Genomic DNA, 18,877 nt, shown 5'->3' on the forward strand with positions numbered 1-18,877 from the left:
ACGGTATAGTTGTTTTTGCTAATTATCCCGACGGGTACTGGCTCTGATATTCCCTGCTTTATTTTATTGTTTGTTCAACCTTTACCTGATGGTAAGTCATGATGAAGAAAATAATTGCCGTTGCGGCCTTTCTGCTGTGCTCCACGGCAGCGCAGGCCGGTATTGTCATGGGTGGAACCCGTGTGATTTATCAGGAAGGGAAGCGTGAAGCCGCTATTTCAGTCACTAATGCCGATACCCATACGCCCTATCTGGTGCAGTCGTGGGTGGAAAATTACGCGGAAAGCGATAAGGCCAGGGTGCCCTTTATTGTTACGCCGCCCTTATTCCGTCTCGATCCGGAGCAAAATAACGTCCTGCGCATTAACTTTATTGGCGCCTCGCTGCCCAGCGACCGTGAATCGGTCTACTGGCTGAACGTCAAAAGTATCGCCCCGACGCCCAAGGGCGAGGTGAACAAGCTGCAGGTCAATATTAAGTCGAAATTCAAAATCTTTTATCGCCCCAACGGCCTGGTGGGCGACCCGGCTAAAGCCTGGCAGCAGCTGAAGTTTAGCCAGTCCGGCGGTCATCTGACGGTGGCAAACCCCACTCCCTATTTTGTCTCTTTTTACGCCGTCGAAGTGGGCGGGAAGGCAATCGACGAGCCTGGCATGGTCGCCCCCTTTGGCGAGAAAACGTGGCCGGTGAGCGGGCACGGCACCGTCAAATGGCGGGCGATTAACGACTACGGCGGCGTCAGCGATTACGCCCAGTAGTAATTCCCCTTTGTGATGAGCTTACCGGACGGCGCCAGCATGAAAAGAATAACAACAGCCAGGGTGCGGGAGTATGCCGCGTTGCCCGTCACCGCCGGACGGGCGCTGGCGCTGGCGACGCTGCCGACGATGATGTGCTGTCTCAGCCCGCTGAGCAGGGCGCTGGCCGACGACTATTTTGATCCGGCGGCGCTGGAGTTTGCCGACCCGCAGCAGCAAACCTCCGATCTGCACTACTTCGCCAAACCCGGCGGGCAGCAGCCGGGCACTTATCCTGTCACCGTGGTGGTTAACGACCAGGAGCTGGGCCAGGCCGATATCACCTTTGTTGACGATGGCGGGCAGCTGCAGCCGGTGCTGACGCCCGGGCAGCTGGCGGATTATGGGGTCAACGTCAGCGCGTTTCCGGCTTTTCAAACGCTGCATGAGGGTGAGACCTTCACCCGGATCGAGAAGTTTATTCCCGACGCCAGCAGCCGCTTCACCTTCGCTAACCAGCGCCTGACGCTGAGCATTCCTCAGGCGGCGATGAACGTGCAAAGCCGCGGCTATGTCGATCCCTCGCGCTGGGACGATGGCGTGCCGGCCGCGTTTGTCGATTACTATTTTTCCGGCGCGCAAATAAAGAATGCCGATGAAGGGGAGAGCAGCCGCTCAAACTATCTCAATTTACGCAGCGGCGTGAACCTGGGCGCCTGGCGGCTGCGCAATGTCTCCTCAATGCAGTACGACCAGCAGCGCCGGCACTGGGATTCACAGAGCACCTGGCTGCAGCGCGACGTCCGCTCGCTGAAGAGTCTGCTGCGGATCGGCGATACTTACACCACCGGCGATGTGTTTGACAGCATTCCGTTTCGCGGCGTCCAACTGATGTCTGACGATGAGATGCTCCCGGACAGCCAGCGCGGCTTTGCCCCTACCATCCGCGGCGTGGCGCACAGCAATGCCAAAGTGACCGTCTCCCAGCACGGGTATGTGATCTACGAAACCTTCGTGTCGCCGGGGGCGTTCGCCATCAGCGATCTTTATCCCACCTCGCAGAGCGGCGATCTGGAGGTGAAGGTGACCGAGAGCAATGGTTCGGTGCGCACCTTTACCCAGCCCTATTCCGCCGTGCCGTATATGCTGCGCGAAGGGCGCGGCAAATTCAGCCTCAGCGCCGGTCGCTACCACTCCGGGGCGGATTCGGTGCGCTCGCCGGAATTCCTGCAGGGCACCCTGTTCTATGGTCTGTCGGCGGGATTTACCCTCTACGGCGGCACGCAGCTGGCCCAGGACTATCAGTCGTGGGCGCTGGGCCTGGGCCGCGGCTTTGGCGAGTTCGGTTCGCTGGGAGGCGACGTCACCCAGGCCGTCACCCGTACGCCGTCGGGCAAGCGCTATGCGGGCCATTCGCTGCGCGCTCAGTATCAGAAAGATTTCGTCAGCTCGGGCACCACGTTCAGCCTCGCCAGCTATCGCTACTCCTCCAGCGGCTATTACGATTTTGCCGAAGCCAGCGCCGTCGAAAGCGCGCAGGGGCAGGTGGACAACCGGCGCCGCCGGGAGGAAGTGTCGGTGTCACAACGCCTCGGCGGTCTGGGCAGTCTGGCGGTTTCCGCCTGGTCGCAGGAATACTGGCACCGGCAGAGTCGGGATGAGACGGTGCATCTCGGGTTCTACAGCGCCTGGAAAGGGATCTCCTGGGGCGTGGGCTATTACTACACCCGCGCCAGCGGTCAGCAAAAAAATGATCGCTCCTGGTCTTTCAATATCAATATTCCGCTGGGTGGTCCGCTGTCCGACAGCGCGGTGAGCTACAACACCACCTCGGACAGCAATGGCTATACCTCGCAGCAGGTGTCGCTGTATGGCGCGGTGCCGTCGCGGCCGAACCTGTTCTACTCGGTTCAGCAGGGCTATGGCAATCAGGGACGAGGCAGCAATAGCAGCGCTGCTCTCGACTACCACGGCGGCTTCGGCAACGCCCAGCTTGGCTATCGCCATGACGCCGCCAGCAACCAGCTGACCTGGGGAGGCGCCGGCTCGGTGGTCGCGCATCCGCACGGGGTCACTTTCGGCCAGACGGTGGGCGAGAGCTTCGCCATCGTCCGCGCGCCGGGGGCCGCCGGGGTGGCGGTACAAAACGGCAACAATGTGCACACCGACTGGCGCGGCTATGCCGTGGTGCCGTCCCTCACCGCCTATCGGAAAAATGTCATTACCCTCGACACGGAGTCGATGGCGGATGATACCGACGTCGACCAGCAGGGGCAGACGGTGATCCCCAGCGGCGGCGCGGTGGTGATGGCCAACTACCGGACCCACATTGGCAACCGGGTGCTGTTTACCCTGCGCAATGCCCAGGGGCCGTTACCGTTTGGCGCCAGCGCGCAATTGGTCACGGCGGAGGAGAGCGGCAATGCGCCGGGCGGCATGGTGGCTGACGGCGGCCAGGTGTACCTCAGCGGTGTACCGCAGGAGGGGACCCTGGCGGTGAGCTGGGTCGTGAACAACCAGTCGCAGAGCTGCAGGCTGCATTTTCATCTTCCGGATAACCCACAGCAGAGTCTGAACACGGTGAAAACCGTCTCCGGACTGTGCCAGACACGCTGAGGCGGCTATGAAATCTGTTTTTCGTCTACTTCCTTTCCTCTTTCTGCTGACGCTGAGCGGTTATCTTCCCGGCCTGCGGGCGGAAACCTGCCGCGCGAATATCGGTCAGACCACGGTCAATATCCCCAATATCAAGTATTTACCCACGCTGCCGGTCAATACCCAGATGACCAGCGCGATGGCGGATAACGGCAGCGGGATCCCCTTTTCCTGCGACCTGCAGCTGCCGACGGCGAGCGCCAAACGCATCGTCTATAAGCAGCTGAAAACCGGCGGCGCACCGGTGGTGATTAATGGACAGCACGTCTACCCCAGCGCCATCGACGGCATCGGGTATTCGCTCAGCTTTCAGTGCGCCGGCGGCCCGATGCGCGCTATCGACGGCAGCCACTCCGCGGGCGGCGAGTCGGTGGTGGTGTGCGACAGCGCGATGCTCCCGGCGCTGATGACGCAGCAGCAAACCACGGTCAGGATCGCGGTGACCTTCTATAAAACCGGGACGGTGCAGCTGGCGGACGGGACGCATACTAACTCGCCGTCGCTGCCGCAGGTGGGGGAGATGACCATTGAGCAGCAGGCCAGCGGCAGCGCCGGCTATGTCGCCAGCGCGCCGGTCAGTATCGATATGGCTGCCCTGAACGTGGACATCGGCAGCAGCGGTAGCTGTCAGGTGACGACGTCGTCGATCCAGGTCACTCTGGGCACGGTAAACCGGGCGGAGTTTCACGGTAAAGGGAGCACCGGCGGCCAGGCGAAGCGCTTTTCGATCCCGGTGTTCTGTCCGACGCCGACCGACGTGCGCATCGGCTTTTTCGGCGTGAGCGTGGAGAGCGATACCCTGGCGCTGAGCCAGGTCAGCAACAGCGCCAGCGGCGTCGGTGTGAAGCTGACCTACGGCAATAACCCCGGCGCGGCGGTGCCCGACGGCACCAGCGTTAAGATCAATGAGGCCAGCAATCTGCCGATCCTGAAAAGGGTAACCGGCGCCAGCGCCGGGACCGCCGAGGCTATCAATTTTAACGCGCAGTATGTGCAAACCGACGCCACTGTGGCGGCGGGCACGGCCAACAGCATGGTGACCTTCGCCCTGGAGTATAACTAGCCTGGCCCCGGGGGCAGACTGCCCTGCAGCGGGATCGGCACTACCGCGCCGTAGTCGTCGATATAGTTCAACTGGTACAGGCGAGCGCTGTCGGTGGTCATTACGGTATGGCTGCTGTAGGGCCGGAGCATCACGTTTCTCATCGGCGAGAGGTGGCCTTTATTATCGATCAGCGCTCCGTTGACCAGGGTGATATGCAGAGGGCCTGAGTTCGTCAAGCGCAGGTTATTGCCGCTCTGCTGCCACTGCAGCTTTTGCACCTCTTTGACGAGGGTGGTGGCGATGGCGGGTGGACGATAAAACAGCTTCAGACGGGTGCGGACGACAAATTGCAGCGTATGATTGTCGCCGGCGGTCGGCGGCGTCTCCTGGATATTGACCCAGAACAGGCTTTCCCGATCGTCGGGCAGCCCGCTGCCGAGATAGATAAAGCGCAGTTGGGCGGATTGCTGCGGCGATAAATAGACCAGCGGCGGCGTCGCCACCATCGGCAGGCCGACGCGCGAGGCATTGAGCCCGGCATCCAGCCAGATCTGCACTTTATAGGGGGTGCTGCTGCGGTTATTGATATTCAGGCTGGCGACTTTGTCTTTTCCTGAATAGATCACCCGTGAGGCATTAATGGTTATCCCGGCGCAGGCCTGAAAGGCCAATGCGCTGAGCAAAACAGCCACCTGAGTTTTCATGATCGCTTCCTTTACGTCGACGTTTCATCCCTGACCGGAAAGCTATTCCTGCATAATGGTAAACCGGGCCGTCGCGTTGCCGTCGCCAGGATCCATGTGGGCTTTATCCCAGGTGTAGTAGAAAGCTTTGAGCCTGAAGGTGCCGGAGCCGCCGTCCACCGGGATCTCAATGCGGGGATCGTGTTGCGGATCGATGCGTTCATCGAGGCTGAGCGGAGTGCCTGTACGGTCGGTGAGCAGAATTCCTACGTTGCCGGCCGGCTTGCCGCGGCCGTCGAGGGCCAGTACGCGATGTTCAGGCATGCCGGTGGGGGTGGGGCCATCCACCACAATATAGTAGGTGCCTTTCTCACAATCTTTGACGCGAATATCGACACCTACCGCCGGCCCGGTGCCAGACTGACTGTTTTTCAGCCGCGACAGCGGAATGTCGCCCATGCTGACGTTGATGACCCCGTTGTCGCCCGCTCCCTCAAGCTTGCATGCCCCGTTCACAACCTTACCGATAAAGTTCAGCGTGCCGTCTGCCGCGCCAACCGGGCCGGCAACCAATCCGGCAACCAATGTCGCCAGACACAGCGAGATTAATTTCATTTTCTTTCCTTCTGTATTGCCGATAAAACAGATCGCCAGAGCATGAATTCTGCCGCGTCAGGGGGGAATTATTTGCACTGGATATGTTTTTAATTAATTTATTTAACTTACCAATTTATTTACGTCTGGAAATAATCTGCGCATGTTATTTATTATCGCTTTACCGGGATATTAGCGTGGGGAAATAGCGGAGTAAATAAGACGGACAATGACCAGAGTGGAAGGGGGGATATCGCGAGATAAAATGTTTTGTTATTTTAATACAATGAGTTAGATTTTTCCTGCTGCTGTTTTTGAACCTAATTTCGACATCACGTCAGGCTGGAAAATACGATCGCTGGCGTAAGGCTACGCCCGGCGGATGAGAAATCATTCACCGGGCGATAGCCCTGTTTCGTTGTCAGATTTGCGATCGGCAACCGCCACGCCGGGTTGTATGTCCCGGAATTTAAAAATAGGATGAATTCCCTGTTACGCGCGGCGGAGGGTGCTGACTGAGAAGCGGCCCGCCACCCCGGCGCGCAAACCCGATAACAATAAGGATGGCGAGATGAAACTGACGGTGGGGCTGGCGCTGACGCTGGCGATAATGACCTGCGGCGCCCAGGCGCGCGATATGCAAACCATCGAGCGCAGCGGTGAACTGAAGGTCGGCGTGCCGGGCGACTACGCCCCGCTGGCGTTTCGCAATGCCGCCGGCGAGCTGCAGGGCTATGACGTCGACATGGCCCGCGATCTCGGGCGCACGCTGGGGCTGAAGGTGAGCTTCGTCTACACCAGCTGGCCCGCGCTCGCCGCCGATCTGCAGGCGGACAAATTCGATATTGCGATGGGCGGCGTGACGCAGACGCCGGCGCGGGCGAAGGACTTCGCCCTCAGCCACCCGGTGGTGGCGAACGGTAAAATCGCCTTAGCCAACTGTCAGGCTGCGCCACGGCTTGGATCGCTGGAGAAGATTGACCGTCCGGAGGTGAAGGTGGTCGTCAACCCTGGCGGCACAAACCAGAGCTTTGTCGATGAGCATATTAAGCAGGCGCAGATTATTCGCGTACAGAACAACGTCGATAATCTGGAGGCGCTGCGGCAGAAAACGGCCGATATGATGGTGACCGATCTGATCGAAGGCGACTATTACCAGAGCAAAGAGCCCGGCGTGTTCTGCGTCGCCAACGAGACGCCGTTCGCCGGCACCGCCAGCGATAAGGTGTATATGATGAGTAAAGATAATCCGGCGCTGCTGGAGAAAGTGAACCAGTGGCTGGATAGCCAGGACAAAGAGGTTCTCAAACGGAAGTGGAAAATTCGCGGTTAACGCGGCGGCGCGTCACCGCCGGCGGGCGCGTCCGGCGGTGGTTATCGGCCGCAGTCAGCCCTGCGGCGACAGCGCCTGTCGCGCCAGACCGCGGAAGTAGCAGGCGTAGCCGAGGGTGGCGGTCAGGCACAGCATATAGCCAAACGACTCGCTGCCTTCCTCCACCGTATTTTTCACCACCCGGGCGAAGTTCTCATTCAGTACGGCGTACCACAGGCCGTGCATGCCGAACAGCCGCGAGAAGACCAGAATCGCCAGCAGGCCGCTGATCATCATGCCGTAATAGGGCGTGCGGGTATAAGCCGCCAGCTGCGACAGGGTCTGACGCAGATGGCGCAGCGGCGCCAGCAGCGACCCCGCGGTGGCCAGCAGGGCAAACCACACCCAGCTGCCATGGGAAAGTAAATCAAACAGGCCATCCAGCTCACGGATCAGCATGGCGAGGAAGAAGCCGCCGATGAGGATATTGCTGTAGCGTAAGTGGGGGTAGTTGCGCGCCAGCAGGAAGTGAACCAGTACGATGACGGCCAGCACGCTCTCCTGCACCACTTCAGTCAGCGACACCTCCGGGATGTCGTTGCCAAATACCCGAATATCCACCCACAGGCAGAGTACCGCGAGAGCGGCTGCGACCGCCGCGCCGAGAAAGAAAAGCAAGCTTCGTAACAGAGACATTAACACCACAACTTATAGTTAAAACAAATATCATAAGTTTTGGGAATACATGTTCCTGTTCACTTTGTGCGACTTTGCGGCTGTTTTTTAACATTTTGCGCTTTTTAGCGCCGGGAAAGGCGACAGGGGAGGGGGACTCCCCTGAATGAGAGGCGTCAGAGAATATCATCCACCACGCCGCCGTCGACGCGCAGCGCGGCGCCGGAGGTGGCCGACGCCTGCGGCGAGCAGACGTAGACCACCATATTGGCGACCTCTTCCACCGAGGCCGCCCGCTGGATCACCGAACTCGGACGGTGGGTCATGACGAACGCTTTCGCCAGTTCCTCCAGCGACTGGCCGGTTCTCGCCACTTCGTCTTTCAGCATTTCGGCAAAGCCGTCAGAAATCGTCGGCCCCGGCAGAACGCTGTTAACGGTCACTCCACTGCCGGCGACATATTTCGCCAGGCCGCGGGCCAGCGACAGTTGGGCGGTCTTGGTGACGCCATAGTGGATCATATCCGCCGGGATATTGCGCGCCGATTCCGAGGAGATAAACACCACCCGTCCCCAGCCTTTGCTGACCATCGCCGGCAGCAGCCCCCGCGACAGGCGTACGCCGGACATGACGTTGGTCTGCCAGTAGTTGTCCCATGTCGCGTCGTCGGTGGCGTAGAAATCCTGCGGGCCATAGATCCCGGCGTTATTGACCAGGATATCGACGCTGGTCACCGCCCGCAGCAGCTGGGCTGCGCCGTCGGCACCGCTGAGGTCGGCGATGGCGGGTCGCACCTTCGCGCCCGACACCTCATTTTGCAGACGAGCGATGGCGGCGTTCACGCTCTGCTCGCTGCGCCCGTTAATGATGATCTCTGCGCCGCTCTCCGCCAGGCCTTTGGCGATAGCAAAGCCAATACCCGCCGTGGAGGCGGTGACCAGCGCGACTTTCCCCGATAAATCAATCTTCATGTTCCTGCCTTCTGGTTGTGAATCACCCATTAAGCGTAGCAGCGACGGTATCGGTGGGGATCAGTAACCGGCGTGCTTATTGACCAGGTTTTTGAGCGGCAGCCCGCGACGCTGGCGCTGAATGTTCTCCAGCAGCTGGCGGGCGATCACCTCGGCAGGGGCAGCAGAGGCCATATGCGGGGTGATCACCACCTGCGGATGGCGCCACAGCGGATCGTCAGCCGGCAGTGGCTCCTGCGGGAAGACGTCGAGCACCGCGCCGGCGAGCTGGCCGCTCTCCAGCGCCGCCAGCACATCCTCATTGACCATATGCTCTCCGCGCCCGCAGTTGATTAATACCGCTCCGGCGGGAAGCCGGCTGAACAGCGGCGCGGCGAGGATACCCCGGGTCTGCGCGGTGAGCGGCAGGAGGTTAATCAGTCCGTCAAGCGACCCGAGGAAGCTGTCGAGCGCCTCCGCGCCGCGATAGCAGGTGACGCCAGCCAGCTGCTTTTCACTGCGCGACCAGCCAGAGACCCGATAGCCAAGGCGGGCCAGCTGGTCGGCGATATAGCCGCCAATTTCGCCGAGCCCCATAATGCCGATATGGAAGTCGGCGGCGGCGCGCTGGGGATAGAGCTTCCAGGTTTGGGTCCGCTGGTGGGCCAGCGCCCGGTCGAAATGGCGCTGAAACCACAGGACGCTCCACAGAGCATATTCGAACATGCCGTGGCGAAAATCTTCATCGATCACCCGGCACAGCGGGATCTCGCTGGCGAACAGCGCGGGCGGCAGATGATCGACCCCGGCGGACGCGGCCTGGATCAGCTTCAGCCCCGGCGAGCGGCTCAGCAGCTGCGGGTCCGGGAACCAGCAGCTGGCGTACTGGGCGTCGCGTGCCGCCTGGTGATGGGGCAGAAGCGCCGTGACGTCGGGAAACTGCTGCAGGGCGGCGCAAATATCGCGGGCGAAATCCGCGTCGTTACAATCCACAACGATAGTGATATCAGACATAGGCGTTAGTCTTGGTAAGAGGTATCGAGACGGTCAAGACGGCGCAGCCACGCCTGCCAGACCTGTTGACGTTCATGCTCTACGCCCATCAGCTGCTCGCAGGCGTGCTGGCTGAGGTGCGGAGCGATGGTGTGGATCGGGCTGAGGGCCGCCAGCTGGGCGGTGGCCATCTGGATCTCGCAGGCGCGGTTCAGGTAGTACATGATGTAAAACGCATCGGCCACGGTGCGGCCCACCGACAGCAGGCCGTGGCTCTGCAGGATCATGGCGATATTATTCCCCAGCGAGCGCTGGATGCGCGCCCGTTCGTCGAGGTCAAAGGCCACCCCTTCATAGGGATGGTAGCCGACGCGCTGGTAAAACTCGGTGCTGATCTGGTTAAGCTGCAGCAGGCCGTCCTCGCAGGCGGCCACCGCCATTCCCGGCAGCGTATGGGTGTGGATCACGCAGTGGGCGTCTTCCCGGGCCATATGCACCGCGCTGTGGATGGTAAAGCCCGCCGAGTTAGCTGGCGCGTCGCCCTCGACGACCTTGCCCTGCATATCCACCACGATCAGGTTGCTGGCGGTGACTTCGTCAAACATCATGCCGAAGGGGTTAATTAAAAAACGCGGCTCGCCATCGCCGGGCAAGCGCACGGAGAAGTGGGTGTAGAGGGTATCCTCCCAGCCGAACAGCGCCGCCAGCCGGTAGGCGGCGGCCAACTGCTGGCGCAGGTGTTGCTCAGTTGCCATTTAGCGTACTCCCATAAATTCACGGATTCGTTGCAGAGAAGGGGCCTCCAGCGGGCTGCGGATCACCTGCGGGGCGATGTCGGCCTGCACCACGCCGTTCTCCATCAGCACCACGCGGTCGGAAATCGACAGGGCAAAATCCATCTCGTGGGTGACAATCAGCATGGTCATGCCTTCGCGGGCCAGCGACTGAATGACCTTCAGCACCTCGCCCACCAGCTCGGGATCCAGCGCTGAGGTCGGTTCGTCAAACAGCATGATGTCCGGCTTCAGCGCCAGCGCCCGGGCGATCGCCACGCGCTGCTGCTGGCCGCCGGAGAGCTGGCCGGGGTATTTGTGGGCGTGGGCCAGCAGACCGACGCGGTCGAGCAGCGCCAGGGCCTGCTCGCGGGCGACCGGCTGATCCAGCAGCTGGTGGTAGCGCGGAGCCAGCATCACGTTGTCGAGCACCGTGCGGTGGGGGAACAGGTTGAAGCTCTGGAAGACCATGCCGATACGCCGCACCCCGGCGCGCATCTGGCGTTTATCGACGATGGCTCCGCCTTTCAGGTAGTCCTCGCCGTAGAGAATGATCTCCCCGCCATCAATACTTTCGAGGGCGTTGATGGTGCGGATCAGGGTCGTTTTGCCTGAGCCGGACGGGCCGATGATGCTGATCACCTCCCCATTCTCCACCTGTAGGTCGATGCCTTTCAGCACCTCATGCTGACCCCAGGATTTGCGGATGCCCCGCAGATCCAGCGCCGGCGGCGCGCCGTTGACGGCCGGAGTTTTGATCTCCTCCGTCAGCGCCGGCAGGCTCTGGCGCAGCGCCTGGCATTCCGCCTCGCTGAGGGTTTGCGGACGCTTGCGCTGAATATCGAGGCTATTCTCCAGCCCCCGGAACAGCCAGGTGAAGACGGTAACCACCATGACGTAGTACACCGCCACCGCCAGCAGCGTCTCCATCACGAGGAAATTTTGCGCGTACAAGCGCTGGCCGGTGAGCAGCAGCTCGGGTAAGGAGACCACCGACAGAATCGAGCTCAGCTTAATGATGGTGATGTATTCATTGATCAGCGTCGGCAGCGAGATGCGAAACGCCTGAGGAATAATAATTAGCCGCTGGATGCCGATAAAGCTGAAGCTCAGCGCATGGCCCGCCTCGCTTTGCCCTTTGGCCACCGACAACAGCCCGCCGCGGTGGATCTCCGCCATATAGGCCGCTTCGGTGACGGTCATCGACACCAGCCCGGCGATAAACGGCACCCCGAGCAGCGGCTGGGTCACCGGAAACAGCTGCGGCAGGTTGTAGACAAACACCAGCAGCACCATCAGCGGCACGCTGCGGAAAAACCAGATATAGAGTTCGACGGGGATCTTGATCCAGCGCGGCGCCGAGAGCTTCGCGCAGGCTAGCAGAAAACCGACCACCAGGCCGATCCCCCAGGACAAGGTGCTGACCACGATCACGGTCACGCACGCCTGCCAGAATGCCCCAATGCTAAACAATGAAAAAAAGTATCCCCAATCGAACGCCATACCGACTCCTGTTGCGCAGTGCTTATTGTCTTAATCGATGCTTTCTAAGTTGTATTTTTTGATCAGCGCGGCATATTTGCCGTTGGCTTTCAGCGTGGCGAGGGTGGCCTTAATCGCCTCCGCCAGCTCGGTGTTACCTTTGGCGACGTAGATCCCCAGCGGCAGCGGGTAGACCAGGCGCGTCGAGCTTATCGCCAGGCGACCGCGGCTCTTATCGACGATAATCTGCGCCGCCGGGGCGATCTCGAGCTGGGCGTCGATATTCTTCGACAGCAGCGCCTGGGAGGCTTCCGGCGCCGTCGGGAACTCCTGAATGGTGATGGCCGGTTTACCGTTTTTCAGGCACCACTCATCGGAGTGTTTTTTCAGGCTGGTCACCCAGGTGGTGCCTGCCTGCAGACCGACCTTCACGCCGCACAGCTCATCTTCGGTTTTCGGCTGCACCGCGCCGCCCTTCAGGGCGATGATCGACGCGCCGGAGAGGGCGTAAGGGATGGCGTCGGCCTGCTTCTGGCGTTCCGGCGTCACGTACATCCCGGAGATCACCGCGTCATATTTCTTGCCGATGCCGAGGATCAGGCTGGTGAACTTGGTGTCGATCAGCTGCGGTTTGGCCTGCAGATGCTCGGCGATCAGCGTCGCGAACTCCGGGTCGAGACCGACGATGTTGTTATTGCTGTCATAGGACTCAAACGGCGGGTAGGTAACCTCCATCCCCACCTTAAAGACGCCCTCGGTCAGCAGTTCCGCCGCCTGGGTGACAGAGGAGAAACAGGCGCTGACGGCGAGGGTAAGCGCGACGCGGCGCGAGATTTTTTTCAGGGTGCTAGTCATCATGGTTCCTCACGGGGGGTTAGGGGGTTTTTTTGCTGTGCCTGTTTTTTCAAATGGCCAAAGGTATTGGTGCCGCGCGCGCGCTCCGGCAGCTGGAGCTCGCCGCGATTGACCTTCTCGCGCAGATAGCGATAGGTTTGCAGCGCCTGGCTCCACATATGCTCTCCGATGCTCAGCTCCTGATATTCGCTGGCTTCGCCGGCGGCCAGAAAGGTCGGTAGCGGGCGGATCAGCGTGTGGTAATCGCAGGCGAAAAACAGCGGGAAGGAGTACCGCTCCTGCGGCACTTTGCGCACCCGGTGGGCTGTAGCAACAAATGTGCCAGCGCTGAGCACTTCCAGCATGTCGCCGATATTGATCACGAACGCCTCTTCTCCGGCGGCGTTCGTGACAGGAGGCGCGTCGATCCACATGCTTTCTTCATTGAGGACTTCAAGTCCGGGCTGGTCGGCGAGCAGCAGGGTGAAGCACTCATAGTCGGTGTGTGCACCAATTCCGGGAACATCTTCGACGCTGGCGTCAAACGGGTAATGGATTAGCCGCAGCTTAGCCGGCGGGCAAGACACCATCGGTTTGAAATACCCTTCCGGCAGGCCGAGCGCGAGGGCGAAAGCGTCGAACAGGCGGTGGCCGAGGGCGAAGACCGCATCGTAGTAGGCCAGCACCCGCGCGCGGAAATCCGGCAGATCGGGCCACTCGTTGGCGCCGATCAGCGGCGTACCGGCGAGCACCAGCGGATGGTCGTCCGCCGCCTGGAAGCCGATATCGAACGCCTCTTTATGGTCCGGCTTGCCAGCGCCGTAGATCTCTTCTCCTTCCGGGACGTAGCCCTTATGGCTTTTGGAGCGGCCGATGTAGTAGTTCATCTTCTCCTCCATCGGCAGGGCGAAGATCTGCTTCGCCGCCTCGCGGACGCCGGCGATCAGCGCCGGGTCGATGCCGTGGCCGGTGATGTAGAAAAAGCCCACCTCGCGCGCCGCGCGGCCGATGGCGTCGGCCACCGCCTGGCGCCTGGCGAGATCGTCGCCGGCCAGATCGCGGATATCGATGGTCGGGAGTTCAGTAAAAGCGTGCTTCACGGCGGTCATGGCTGCGGTTCCTGTTCAGTGAGCGTTAAAAACTGCTGAAAGTGGGCCTGCTGGCGCGCGGCCATCCAGGCGTTGAGCGACCAGAGATCGGCCACCGGAACGTTGGTGAACGGCAGGTGGTGCAGATAGCCGTCGGCGCCAAACTCCGGCGTCAGGGTAGTTTGCTGATAGCCGCGCCGGCGCTGTGAATGCCAGATTTGCTCCCAGAAGCGCTCGGCAAAGGCCAGCGCCGGCTGATATTCCGGCGCCGCCGGGTGCGGCACCTGCGGCCCCTGGTCGTAGCCCACCCGGGCCTGCACGTGATGCACGCGGTCGATAAAGGCGCTGAAGTCATCGCAGGGGTCATCCAGCAAGCGCTCGCTAACCACCACCCAGTGGCTGATGTCGGCGGTAAAGCGCAACTGGGGGAGTTGCTGAACGATCTCCAGGGTGAGCCACGGGCTGTACAGCGAGGTGGCGCGATGGGTTTCAAAGCTGCAGGTCAACCCAAACCCGGCGGCCAGCTCGTGCGCCCTGCCGAGAAAATCGACCTGCTGCGCCAGCGGCCAGCGATCGTTGCCCGCCAGCAGATTGACAAAGCGCGGGTTGAGACCGCTGGCCTCGGCGAAGCGGGTCTGCAGGCGCGCCAGATGCTGTTCCGGCGTTTCATGCTGGGCGGGGAGCACCCCACCGCCGCTGAAGAGGATGGCGATATACTCCAGCCCCGACGCCTGCAGGCGGTCGGCGAGCTGCCGCCGCTCCTCCGCCGTCAACGGGACGCGGGCTTCGATACCGCAGCAGCCGACGCGCTGCAGTTCATCCAGCGTTTGCGGCCAGGGGGTCGTCACTCCCCAGAGGGTGCGAAAGCATTTCAGCTCCATGGCGGCTTCCTCAGGCGTACTTCACGCCGGGCAGGACGCAGAGCATCTCGTACAGCAGGTTGGCCGCCAGCTGGGAGGTATTACCGCTCACGTCGTAGGGGGGCGAGACCTCCACCAGATCGGCGCCGATCAGGTTCAGGCCGCGGCAGCCGCGGACGATCTCCAGCGCCTGAATGGAGGTCAGACCGCCAACTTCCGGCGTCCCGGTTCCCGGAGCCCAGATAGGATCGAGGCTGTCGATATCAAAGCTGAGATACACCGGCCCGTCGCCCATCTGCTGGCGGACTTCGGCCATCAGCGGCGCCAGCGAGGTATGCCAGCACTGCTCCGCCTGCACCAGGCGAAAGCCCTGGTCAACGCCCCACTGGAAGTCGCCGGCGGCGTAGCCCTGGGCGCGCTGGCCAATCTGCACCACCCGTTTGAGGTCGAGCAGTCCCTCCTCAACGGCGCGGCGGAAGGTAGTGCCATGGGCGATTTTCTCACCGAACATCTCATCATTGGTGTCGGTATGGGCGTCGACGTGGATGAGCCCCACCGGCCCATGTTTTTTGGTCAGCGCCCGCAGGATGGGCAGGGTAATGGTGTGGTCCCCGCCGAGGGTGAGGGGGATCAGCGGATAACTATTCAAACCGGTGTAGTAATCTTCAATAATTTGCACCGATTTGAGCAAACTGTAGGTATTGATCGGCACATCGCCGATGTCGGCTACCGACAGCGAGTCGAACGGCGCGGCGCCGGTCGCCATATTGTACGGACGGATCATCACCGATTCGGCGCGAATATAGCGTGGTCCGTAGCGCGTACCTGAGCGCTGCGAGGTGCCGATATCCAGCGGAATGCCGACAAACGCCGCATCAAGTCCCTGTAAATCTTCGATAAACGGCAGGCGCATCATCGTGGCGCGGCCGGCGAAGCGTGGCATCTCATTGCCACCCTGCGGTTGGTGAAAGAGGTTATCCATGTCTGCTCCTGAATCTGACGGATGAAACGTAACAGGAGAGATAGTGCGCAACCCGCGCTGGACTTTACATCGTCTGGCGTAAATACTCAGTTCATTTATTGGTGAACTAAATACGATGCATAATGACGCCAGCCTCAATATTCGCCAGCTGCAGGTTTTCGAGGCGGTGGCGCGCCTGGAGAGCTACAGCCGGGCCCAGCAGGAGCTGGGCATTTCGGTCTCCGCCATCAGCAATGCGATGTCGCAACTGGAGGGACAGCTCGGCTTCACCCTCTGTCAGCGCGGGCGCGGCGGCTTTTCCTTAACGGAAAAAGGACAGCAGTTTTTACAGCAGGCGATCCGCGTGCTGAGTGAACTCAATGAACTGGAGCGGCAGTCGGCCCTGCTTAAAGGTGAGCACAGCGGCACCCTGTGCATCTCGACGCTCGACTCCATCGAGACCGAAACGGCGCTCTCGCTGCCGGTGGTTCTGCGCAGCTTCAGCGACAAATTTCCCCATGTGCATATCAAACTGATTATTCGCACCCCGGCGGAGCAACTGAACGGTGTGCTGAACAACCATATCGACCTGGCCATCGGCAGCTACAACTCGCAGGTGCATAACATCATCAGCGAGCCGCTGTACCGCGAGCAGCACTGGCTCTACTGCAGCGATCTGCACCCGATGTTCTTCAGCCGCCAGCTCGATAAAGAGCAGATCAGTCAGTGCCCGCTGGTGACCCGCAGCTACTGGAACACCAGCGATCTCCGCCGCCGGGGCTTCAGCAAAGGCAGCGCCACCGTTGAGACCGTCGACGCCCAGCTGCTGCTGATCCTCTCGGGAAAATATATTGGCTATCTGCCGGAGCATTACGCCTGGCCGTGGATCAAAGAGAACCGCCTGCGGGTGCTGCTGCCCAACGAGTTTGGCTTTCAGTCGCCGTTCTCGGCTATCTGTAAGCGCGGGCGCAGCAATGAACCCTATCTGAAAGCGTTCCGCGATCTGCTGAAGAAGAACACGGTGGCGCGGCCGAAGTGGAATTATTAAGCGGGGCGGGCGCTTTCCTCCGCCGTGGTGGCGGTTTTCGCGCTAAGCGCGCTGCCCGGCGGGGGCGGTTTCCCTGTTCAAAAAACGAACGGCAGCCGGTAGCCCGCCCGGGCTGCGGCTGCCGGACAACTGCCTCCAGGTTATCCACAGGGTTAGGGGCCGCTGATGTGGACAGGTCGCCGGGCGGTGGGCGGGTTAGCGATTCGCTTTGATGGTTTTTTCCGCGATCGAGAGGGTGGAGAGTTTATGCAGGCAGATCAGCGCCAGACAAACCCCACAGGCGAACAGATAACTTGCCATACAGAATTTTTGCAGACGGGATAAATGATTAATCCGCTCAATCACCGCCGGGCTGGCGAGGCCTTCATACAGGAAAGGCAGAGCCGTTAAGAAGCCGCCAATAAAATAGAGCGCCAGACTGATGACTTCGACGCATTTGCGATAGAGCCAGAAGCGATAGCCCGGCTTTTTCCATTTGAATATCCGCTTTTCATTATTGACGGAAATTAAATGCTGGCATTTGCTGTAATTATCAATATCGCTGACCGGATTTTTGCATTTCAACAGTATTTTTCGTTGTTCCATGGTCAGGTTTTTATCTTTGGTCAGCGCGGCGATACCATATTCGTACGCGATCCGTTGCAGATCGGGATCGTCGCTATTTTTATGCAGCGCAGCGGCGAACTCACTGATGTTTTTGCGCGAGGTGAATATTTTATCTTTAGGGAATACCCAGCCAGAACGCACGGCAAAAATTTGAATAATCAGCGGGATAATCGCGATCGCGTATTTGAAAAACTCTGCCGAGAGAATATTCATATCCGTATATTCCTTTCCATGATTAAGGGGAGCACTGAAATATACCTTAGCCATGGGAGCTCAGGGGTGTCAAATATGATACTGCGCGAGAAGAATATCGTCGTTGACAAGGGATTAGCGGCGGGTGAAAGGGGAGTGCCGGCCAATGAACCGGGGAATAATCCGCCAGCGTGGCCGGCGGAGGGCGCCGGGCAGGGCTTATATCGGCTTCGCCGTCAGGGTCATCATATCGCCGATCGCCCGCTGGCGGTCAAAATGGCGATCGCGGTGGATCTCGCTCTCGCCCACCTGCAGCGAGGCGGCCCAGATCTGCTGACAGCGCGGCCGGCGGCGGGCGTCAAAGTGCGCCAGCGCGGCCGCGACGCTGTCGGTCTGCTGCAGCGCTTCGCGCAGCACGATGGCATCCTCAATCGCCATGCCCGCCCCCTGACCGAGATGCGGAGTGGTAGCGTGAACCGCGTCGCCCACCAGCACGATGCGTCCCTGATACCAGGGATCGTCGACGAACAGCTCTTCCAGCGGCTTATAGACGACCTCGTCGTTGTTAACGATATGCGCGTGCAGGCTGCCCGGCAACCCCGCGCCGGGCGGCAGACGGCGGCGCATCTCCGCCGCCAGCTGATCGCGGGCGTAGCGGGGGTTATCCGCTTCGTGGGAGGTGATAAACAGATACATTAGATCGTCCCCCAGCGGCACCAGCCCGCAGTTGCAGCTCTCGCCCATAAAGCACATCAGATGGTCCACCTCCGGCGGTCGCGGAAAGTTGTAGCGCCATACGCCCTGACCGGTAAAGCGGGGGCGATAGCGCTCGCCGTACAGCATGCCGCGCACCCGGGAGTAGATCCCATCGGCGCCCACCAGCAGATCGTAGCGCCCCTGACCGCCACGGCTGAAGCTCACCTCAACCGCATCGTCAACCTGACGGAAGGCGTCAATGCTCTCGCCGGTGGTCAGTCGGACCCCCAGCTCCCGGGCGGTGGAACAGAGTACGTTGTGCAGGGCCAGGCGGGAGATGCCGACGTTGGCCGGGAACTGTTCACCGGCCAGCCGCTGGCCGGGAAAGCTGGCTAGCTGCTGGCCGCTCAGGGTGTGCACCGAGACGCTGTCAAACGGCCAGGCGGCGTCCAGATAGCGTTCCAGCACCCCAAGCCGCTGCATTTCGCGCACGACATTGTTCTGCTGAATGATACCGACGCCGTAGACCCGCCACTGCGGTTGGATCTCTACGACATCGACGGCGACGCCGGCCTGGCGGAGGGCGATGGCGGTACACAGACCGCCGATGCCGCCGCCAACGATTAATGTGTTATTGATGTTCATCGTAGCTGTTTTCTCCAGGGTACAGAGTAAGGACGTTAACCAGGCCAG

18 protein-coding genes are annotated in these 18,877 nt (G+C 60.7%); 5 read left to right on the forward strand and 13 right to left on the reverse strand.

Annotated elements, in window-relative coordinates:
• Positions 1-98: 98 nt before the first annotated feature.
• The 3 genes from ACLH1I_RS13750 to ACLH1I_RS13760 are packed head-to-tail and all read left to right on the forward strand — an operon-like array spanning position 99 to position 4,455.
• Positions 99-758, forward strand: coding sequence for a molecular chaperone (locus tag ACLH1I_RS13750; RefSeq protein WP_151385347.1), 660 nt, complete (start codon positions 99-101; stop codon positions 756-758).
• Between the two features lie 39 nt (positions 759-797).
• Complete coding sequence (locus ACLH1I_RS13755) at positions 798-3,353, forward strand: fimbria/pilus outer membrane usher protein (protein ID WP_151629065.1); 2,556 nt, start codon at positions 798-800, stop codon at positions 3,351-3,353.
• Positions 3,354-3,360: 7 nt separating this feature from the next.
• Positions 3,361-4,455, forward strand: a complete 1,095-nt coding sequence (locus ACLH1I_RS13760) for a fimbrial protein (protein ID WP_017900628.1) — start codon at positions 3,361-3,363, stop codon at positions 4,453-4,455.
• Here ACLH1I_RS13760 and ACLH1I_RS13765 read toward each other — a convergent pair.
• A complete protein-coding gene (locus ACLH1I_RS13765; RefSeq protein ID WP_017900629.1) occupies positions 4,452-5,141 on the reverse strand; it encodes a molecular chaperone in 690 nt (229 codons plus the stop codon). The genes ACLH1I_RS13760 and ACLH1I_RS13765 overlap by 4 nt on opposite strands.
• A gap of 42 nt (positions 5,142-5,183) precedes the next feature.
• On the reverse strand, positions 5,184-5,735 hold the full coding sequence (locus tag ACLH1I_RS13770; protein ID WP_048295413.1) for a fimbrial protein: 552 nt from the start codon (positions 5,733-5,735) through the stop codon (positions 5,184-5,186).
• A gap of 550 nt (positions 5,736-6,285) precedes the next feature.
• Here ACLH1I_RS13770 and ACLH1I_RS13775 point away from each other — a divergent pair.
• On the forward strand, positions 6,286-7,047 hold the full coding sequence (locus ACLH1I_RS13775; protein WP_032426131.1) for a transporter substrate-binding domain-containing protein: 762 nt from the start codon (positions 6,286-6,288) through the stop codon (positions 7,045-7,047).
• Between the two features lie 54 nt (positions 7,048-7,101).
• Here ACLH1I_RS13775 and ACLH1I_RS13780 read toward each other — a convergent pair whose 3' ends face one another.
• The 9 genes from ACLH1I_RS13780 to speB form a co-directional block, all read right to left on the reverse strand.
• Positions 7,102-7,722, reverse strand: a complete 621-nt coding sequence (locus tag ACLH1I_RS13780; RefSeq protein ID WP_004205741.1) for a hypothetical protein — start codon at positions 7,720-7,722, stop codon at positions 7,102-7,104.
• 155 nt (positions 7,723-7,877) lie between these two features.
• The gene (locus ACLH1I_RS13785) at positions 7,878-8,672 is read right to left on the reverse strand and encodes an SDR family NAD(P)-dependent oxidoreductase (protein ID WP_096833927.1); all 795 of its coding nucleotides are present in this window, start codon (positions 8,670-8,672) and stop codon (positions 7,878-7,880) included.
• A gap of 60 nt (positions 8,673-8,732) precedes the next feature.
• Positions 8,733-9,665 carry a 2-hydroxyacid dehydrogenase gene (locus ACLH1I_RS13790; protein ID WP_064795142.1) on the reverse strand — a complete coding sequence of 311 codons (933 nt, stop codon included), beginning with the start codon at positions 9,663-9,665 and terminating at the stop codon, positions 8,733-8,735.
• A gap of 5 nt (positions 9,666-9,670) precedes the next feature.
• Entirely contained in the window at positions 9,671-10,399 is a 729-nt protein-coding gene (locus tag ACLH1I_RS13795; RefSeq protein WP_053810042.1) for a class II aldolase/adducin family protein, read from the reverse strand.
• Complete coding sequence (locus ACLH1I_RS13800) at positions 10,400-11,920, reverse strand: amino acid ABC transporter permease/ATP-binding protein (RefSeq protein ID WP_023318955.1); 1,521 nt, start codon at positions 11,918-11,920, stop codon at positions 10,400-10,402.
• 30 nt (positions 11,921-11,950) lie between these two features.
• On the reverse strand, positions 11,951-12,754 hold the full coding sequence (locus tag ACLH1I_RS13805; protein WP_023318954.1) for an ABC transporter substrate-binding protein: 804 nt from the start codon (positions 12,752-12,754) through the stop codon (positions 11,951-11,953).
• The gene (locus ACLH1I_RS13810) at positions 12,754-13,842 is read right to left on the reverse strand and encodes an isopenicillin N synthase family dioxygenase (RefSeq protein ID WP_096833926.1); all 1,089 of its coding nucleotides are present in this window, start codon (positions 13,840-13,842) and stop codon (positions 12,754-12,756) included. The genes ACLH1I_RS13805 and ACLH1I_RS13810 overlap by 1 nt, the downstream gene beginning before the upstream one ends.
• A complete protein-coding gene (locus ACLH1I_RS13815; protein ID WP_048325427.1) occupies positions 13,839-14,702 on the reverse strand; it encodes a sugar phosphate isomerase/epimerase family protein in 864 nt (287 codons plus the stop codon). The genes ACLH1I_RS13810 and ACLH1I_RS13815 overlap by 4 nt, the downstream gene beginning before the upstream one ends.
• 10 nt (positions 14,703-14,712) lie before the next feature.
• Positions 14,713-15,663 carry an agmatinase gene (speB, locus tag ACLH1I_RS13820; RefSeq protein ID WP_004145693.1) on the reverse strand — a complete coding sequence of 317 codons (951 nt, stop codon included), beginning with the start codon at positions 15,661-15,663 and terminating at the stop codon, positions 14,713-14,715.
• A gap of 115 nt (positions 15,664-15,778) precedes the next feature.
• Between speB and ACLH1I_RS13825 the strand changes: the two genes are divergently transcribed.
• Positions 15,779-16,690, forward strand: a complete 912-nt coding sequence (locus tag ACLH1I_RS13825) for a LysR family transcriptional regulator (protein ID WP_004205760.1) — start codon at positions 15,779-15,781, stop codon at positions 16,688-16,690.
• 195 nt (positions 16,691-16,885) lie between these two features.
• Here ACLH1I_RS13825 and ACLH1I_RS13830 read toward each other — a convergent pair whose 3' ends face one another.
• On the reverse strand, positions 16,886-17,509 hold the full coding sequence (locus ACLH1I_RS13830; protein WP_151629069.1) for a hypothetical protein: 624 nt from the start codon (positions 17,507-17,509) through the stop codon (positions 16,886-16,888).
• A gap of 198 nt (positions 17,510-17,707) precedes the next feature.
• Positions 17,708-18,829: an FAD-dependent oxidoreductase gene (locus ACLH1I_RS13835; RefSeq protein WP_096833937.1), complete on the reverse strand. Its 1,122-nt coding sequence runs from the start codon at positions 18,827-18,829 to the stop codon at positions 17,708-17,710.
• Positions 18,830-18,877 lie beyond the last annotated feature (48 nt).

Origin of the sequence: Klebsiella sp. 1SOBk10mer (genome assembly GCF_046602535.1) — a bacterium.
Classification (GTDB): Bacteria; Pseudomonadota; Gammaproteobacteria; order Enterobacterales; family Enterobacteriaceae; genus Klebsiella; species Klebsiella quasipneumoniae.

Bases quoted from the DNA above. Each gene is read 5' to 3' on its own strand.
- ACLH1I_RS13750 (WP_151385347.1), top strand. From the start codon at position 99: ATGATGAAGAAAATAATTGCCGTTGCGGCCTTTCTGCTGTGCTCCACG.
- ACLH1I_RS13755 (WP_151629065.1), top strand. From the start codon at position 798: ATGAAAAGAATAACAACAGCCAGGGTGCGGGAGTATGCCGCGTTGCCC.
- ACLH1I_RS13760 (WP_017900628.1), top strand. From the start codon at position 3,361: ATGAAATCTGTTTTTCGTCTACTTCCTTTCCTCTTTCTGCTGACGCTG.
- ACLH1I_RS13765 (WP_017900629.1), bottom strand. From the start codon at position 5,141: ATGAAAACTCAGGTGGCTGTTTTGCTCAGCGCATTGGCCTTTCAGGCC.
- ACLH1I_RS13770 (WP_048295413.1), bottom strand. From the start codon at position 5,735: ATGAAATTAATCTCGCTGTGTCTGGCGACATTGGTTGCCGGATTGGTT.
- ACLH1I_RS13775 (WP_032426131.1), top strand. From the start codon at position 6,286: ATGAAACTGACGGTGGGGCTGGCGCTGACGCTGGCGATAATGACCTGC.
- ACLH1I_RS13780 (WP_004205741.1), bottom strand. From the start codon at position 7,722: ATGTCTCTGTTACGAAGCTTGCTTTTCTTTCTCGGCGCGGCGGTCGCA.
- ACLH1I_RS13785 (WP_096833927.1), bottom strand. From the start codon at position 8,672: ATGAAGATTGATTTATCGGGGAAAGTCGCGCTGGTCACCGCCTCCACG.
- ACLH1I_RS13790 (WP_064795142.1), bottom strand. From the start codon at position 9,665: ATGTCTGATATCACTATCGTTGTGGATTGTAACGACGCGGATTTCGCC.
- ACLH1I_RS13795 (WP_053810042.1), bottom strand. From the start codon at position 10,399: ATGGCAACTGAGCAACACCTGCGCCAGCAGTTGGCCGCCGCCTACCGG.
- ACLH1I_RS13800 (WP_023318955.1), bottom strand. From the start codon at position 11,920: ATGGCGTTCGATTGGGGATACTTTTTTTCATTGTTTAGCATTGGGGCA.
- ACLH1I_RS13805 (WP_023318954.1), bottom strand. From the start codon at position 12,754: ATGACTAGCACCCTGAAAAAAATCTCGCGCCGCGTCGCGCTTACCCTC.
- ACLH1I_RS13810 (WP_096833926.1), bottom strand. From the start codon at position 13,842: ATGACCGCCGTGAAGCACGCTTTTACTGAACTCCCGACCATCGATATC.
- ACLH1I_RS13815 (WP_048325427.1), bottom strand. From the start codon at position 14,702: ATGGAGCTGAAATGCTTTCGCACCCTCTGGGGAGTGACGACCCCCTGG.
- speB (WP_004145693.1), bottom strand. From the start codon at position 15,663: ATGGATAACCTCTTTCACCAACCGCAGGGTGGCAATGAGATGCCACGC.
- ACLH1I_RS13825 (WP_004205760.1), top strand. From the start codon at position 15,779: ATGCATAATGACGCCAGCCTCAATATTCGCCAGCTGCAGGTTTTCGAG.
- ACLH1I_RS13830 (WP_151629069.1), bottom strand. From the start codon at position 17,509: ATGAATATTCTCTCGGCAGAGTTTTTCAAATACGCGATCGCGATTATC.
- ACLH1I_RS13835 (WP_096833937.1), bottom strand. From the start codon at position 18,829: ATGAACATCAATAACACATTAATCGTTGGCGGCGGCATCGGCGGTCTG.